The following is a 3,881-nucleotide window of genomic DNA, read 5'->3' on the forward strand; positions in this document are numbered from 1 at the left end:
GCCACCCTCTCAGGGGTGTTCGGCATGGCCGGCGGCCTCGTCCTGATGGGCGGCCTGGCCCTGGTCCTGCCGGTCTCGGCGGCCTTCGTCACCCATGGCGTGCTGCAGCTGGTCGCCAATGGCTGGCGGGCGATCCTGCACCGCAAGCATGTCGCCTGGCGGATCGTCGGAATCTACGCGCTTGGCTCCCTGATCGCCGGCGTGGGGGTCTCCCTGATCGCGCTGGCTCCCTCCAAGCCCGTCCTCTTCCTGGTCATGGGCCTGTTGCCGGGCCTGCTCTGGCTGCCTCAGCACTGGATCCGGCTGGACGCCGCCAAGCCCGCCCAGGCCCTGCTGTCGGGGATCATGGTGACCGGGGTGAACCTCACCGCGGGCGTGGCGGGGCCGCTGCTGGACATCTTCTTCGTCCGCACCGCGCTCACCCGCCACGTCATCGTCGCCACCAAGGCCGCCACCCAGGTCTTCGCCCACCTGGCCAAGATCGTGGTCTATGGCGGGCTGATGCTGCGGACCCGGGACGGCGCGGAGATGCCGCCGCTGTGGCTGTTCGCGCTCGCCGTCCCGCTCTCCATGCTGGGCACGGCGGCCGGGGGGCGCATCCTCGACCGGCTCACCGACGTCGACTTCAAGCGCTACACCCGGCTGATCGTGACGGCGGTGGGAATCCTGTATCTCGTCCAGGCCGCGATCTTGTTTGCGAGGGGCGAATGAAAGTCGATCCGACCCGGGTGATGGAGAACCGCTTCGTGCGGCTGGAACCCTTCACCGAGGATCACAAGGAGGATCTGCGAGCCGCCTGCGACGCCGACCCGGCGGTCTGGACCGACCTCTATCCCTATTCCATGGCCGGCGAGCACTTCGACCCCATCTGGGCGCGGATGAAGACCGACCTGGCGACCGGAAAGTCCATCCACTGGGCGGTGGTGGCGGGCGGTCGCTGCATCGGCATCACCTGCTACTCGTCCTACGACCTGCCCAACGCCAGCCTGGAGATCGGCGGCACCTACTATCACCCCGACTATCGCGGCGGGGCGGTGAACCCGGCGGCCAAGCGGCTGATGATGGGCCAGGCCTTCGGCGACGGCGCGCGCCGCGTGGTCTTCCGCGTCGACGCCGCCAACGCCCGCTCGCGGGCCGCCGTCCTCAAGCTGGGGGCGGTTCACGAGGGAACCCTTCGCCAGGACCGGGTCACCTGGACCGGCCGGGTGCGGGACACCTGCATCTTCTCGGTGCTGGCCGACGAGTGGCCGGCCGTCCGCGACCGGCTGGACGCGCGGCTGGCGGGGTTCGAGGCCTAGGGATGTCGCTGGACGCCCTCATCGCCGGGCGCGCGCCGAGCTATGAAGGCGAGGCCCGCTGGGGGCCGCAGATCCATCTGGCGGTGAAGGTCTTCCCTTGCGCCGAGCCTCCCACCGCCGAGCTTGTCACCTCCGTGCGCGGCGTGGTTTTCAAGGGTTCCAAGGTCGTGGTGGTGGACGACGGCATCGACAGCCATGTCATGCCCGGCGGCCGCATGGAGCCCGGCGAGACCGTCGGCCAGACCCTGGCTCGCGAACTGCTGGAGGAGTGCGGCTGGACCCTGCCCAGCCCCTGCCTCTTCGCCATGATCCATTTCCGCCACCTGTCGGCGCGGCCCGAGGGCTACCGCTACCCCTATCCTGACTTCCTGCATCTGCTGTTCGTCGGCGAGGCGGGCGACTATCGGCGCGGCGGCCTGAAGCGCGCGGGCGAGATCGAGACCGGCTCGCGCCTGGTCCCGATCTCTCGGGCGCTCGCCACCTTGTCTGTGGAGCAGCGGACTATCCTGCGGCTGGCGATGACGGCGCGGAAGTGAGTCTCGTAGTTTGCGTGCGAATGTCCCTTCCCGGTTCCGAGGCGCGCGGACGCCACTGTCTCCTTCTCCCCCTGCGGGAGAAGGTGGCCCTGCGGAGCAGGGTCGGATGAGGGGTCGAAAACCCTATCCGATGGCGGCGTTTCAAGAGGCGCGGAGAGCGGAGCATAACCCCTCATCCGACCGGTCTCCGACCGGCCACCTTCTCCCGCAAGGGGAGAAGGATGACCTCATGTCGACCAGAGGGAAGCGCGGATCAGAGGGGCCCTGCTACGCGCTCGCCGCCGTGCGTTCCTGGGCGGCCGGGAAGAACACCTCGGCGGCGTGCTTGGCCACGTCCTGGGCGGTGTAGGGCTTGCCCGGGTTGAAGCCGTCGGTCTGGACCATCTTGATCTCCCGCACGCCCCGCGAGGAGACCCCCAGCACCTTGCCGCTGTGGTCGGCGGCGAGGTCGGAGACCATGTAGAGCACGCCCGGCGCGATGTTCTCCGGCAGGCTCATGGCGTCCGGCTCCTTGCCCTGGCGGCCGGGCAGATCCGACGTCATGCGGGTGAAGGCGCCCGGCGCGAGCGCCATGACCCGGATGCCGTACTTGCGGCCCTCGATGGAGAGCACGCGCATGAAGCCGTAGATGCCGGCCTTGGCCGCCCCGTAATTGGACTGGCCGAAATTGCCGTAGAGGCCCGAGGTGGAGCTGGTCATGACGATGGCGCCGGGCTTGCCGTTGTCCTTCATCCACTTCCACACCGGCATGGTGCAGCAATAGGTGCCCTTCAGATGCACCTTCACCACCAGGTCCCAATCGGCCTCGGAGGTGTTGGCGAAGGTCTTGTCGCGCAGGATGCCGGCGTTGCAGACCAGGATGTCGATCTGGCCGAAGTTATCCAGGGCGGTCTTGGCGATGTTCTCGCCGCCTTCCATGGTGGAGACGTCGTCGGCGTTGGCCACCGCCTTGCCGCCGGCGGCGATGATCTCGTCCACCACCTTCTGGGCCGCGGCGCTGGTGCCCGACCCGGAACCGTCGCGGCTGCCGCCCAGGTCGTTCACGACGACGCTGGCGCCCTCCTTGGCGAACAGCTTGGCGTAGGCCTCGCCCAGCCCGCCGCCCGCGCCTGTGACAATCGCCACCTTCCCATCCAGCAATCCCATGGTCGTTCTCCCTATGATTTAATTTTCGCGCATCATCGAACCGCGCCGGCGGCCTGACAAGTATTGACCGCGACCGGGACAGGAGCGTTCTAGGCGTCAAGAGCCGTCAGGTTGGGGAAACACCATGATCCGCGCATGCGCCGCCGCCCTTGCGGCAGGCCTCTTGGCCACCGCCGCCCTGGCCGACGAGCCCGCCGCCCGCATCGCCCCGTCGCTGGCCGCCCACACCGCCGAGTTCGCCCCGGCCAAGGTCTACGAGCCGGCCCCGGGCGTCTTCTCCGCCGTCGGCTACGGCATCGCCAATTCCATCATGGTGGTGGGCAAGTCCGGTGTGGTGATCATCGACACCACCGACAGCCTGGACGAGGCGAAAAAGGTCTGGGCGGAGTTCGCGCCCCACGCCGGCGGCAAGCCGGTCGTGGCCATCATCTACACCCACAACCACAACGACCACATCAGCGGCGCTCGGGCCTTCCCCCTGGCCAAGGGCGGCAAGGTCATCGCCCAGGCGACCCTGCTGCGGGAGGCCGCCAAGTGGAACGGGGTCGCCGCCCCCTCCATCGCCGCCCGCGCAGCCCGCATGTACGGGGTCTTCCTGCCCAAGGGGACCCCGGACGGCTTCGTCAGCGTCGGCATCGGGCCCTTCCTGTCGGCCTTCGGCGGCGGCGGATCGGGGGGCTTCCTCACCCCCAACCTCACCTTCGATCAGACGCTCTCCATCAAGCTCGGCGGCGAGCAGTTCGTCCTGCAGCACGCGCCGGGCGAGACCGAGGACCAGCTCTTCGTCTGGATGCCCCACCGCCGCGTGCTGTTCCCCGGCGACAACATCTACAAGGCCTTCCCCAACCTCTACACGATCCGCGGCACCAGCTACCGCGACCCGGTCCAGTGGGTGGCCTCA

Annotated in this window: 5 protein-coding genes; 4 read left to right on the forward strand and 1 reads right to left on the reverse strand. The window is 68.8% G+C overall.

Annotation, left to right across the window (positions count from 1 at the left end; all coding sequences use genetic code 11):
- From Q7T09_RS08760 to Q7T09_RS08770, 3 genes are all read left to right on the forward strand, one after another.
- The coding region (locus Q7T09_RS08760) for a sulfite exporter TauE/SafE family protein (RefSeq protein WP_304699221.1) at window positions 1–711 on the forward strand (711 nt) is incomplete at its 5' end.
- Window positions 708–1,298 carry a GNAT family N-acetyltransferase gene (locus tag Q7T09_RS08765; protein ID WP_304699222.1) on the forward strand — a complete coding sequence of 197 codons (591 nt, stop codon included), beginning with the start codon at window positions 708–710 and terminating at the stop codon, window positions 1,296–1,298. The genes Q7T09_RS08760 and Q7T09_RS08765, both read left to right, overlap by 4 nt.
- Before the next feature lie 2 nt (window positions 1,299–1,300).
- The gene (locus tag Q7T09_RS08770) at window positions 1,301–1,834 is read left to right on the forward strand and encodes an NUDIX hydrolase (protein WP_304699223.1); all 534 of its coding nucleotides are present in this window, start codon (window positions 1,301–1,303) and stop codon (window positions 1,832–1,834) included.
- A gap of 267 nt (window positions 1,835–2,101) precedes the next feature.
- Here Q7T09_RS08770 and Q7T09_RS08775 read toward each other — a convergent pair whose 3' ends face one another.
- Window positions 2,102–2,959: an SDR family NAD(P)-dependent oxidoreductase gene (locus Q7T09_RS08775; protein WP_304699224.1), complete on the reverse strand. Its 858-nt coding sequence runs from the start codon at window positions 2,957–2,959 to the stop codon at window positions 2,102–2,104.
- Between the two features lie 145 nt (window positions 2,960–3,104).
- Here Q7T09_RS08775 and Q7T09_RS08780 point away from each other — a divergent pair.
- Window positions 3,105–3,881, forward strand: a 777-nt coding sequence (locus Q7T09_RS08780) for an alkyl/aryl-sulfatase (RefSeq protein WP_304699225.1), incomplete at its 3' end; no start/stop codon positions are given.

It is taken from the genome of Phenylobacterium sp. (assembly GCF_030645195.1).
Taxonomy (GTDB): domain Bacteria; phylum Pseudomonadota; class Alphaproteobacteria; order Caulobacterales; family Caulobacteraceae; genus Phenylobacterium.

Coding starts and splice junctions, on each gene's coding strand:
- Q7T09_RS08765 (WP_304699222.1), top strand. CDS start 708: ATGAAAGTCGATCCGACCCGGGTGATGGAGAACCGCTTCGTGCGGCTG.
- Q7T09_RS08770 (WP_304699223.1), top strand. CDS start 1,301: ATGTCGCTGGACGCCCTCATCGCCGGGCGCGCGCCGAGCTATGAAGGC.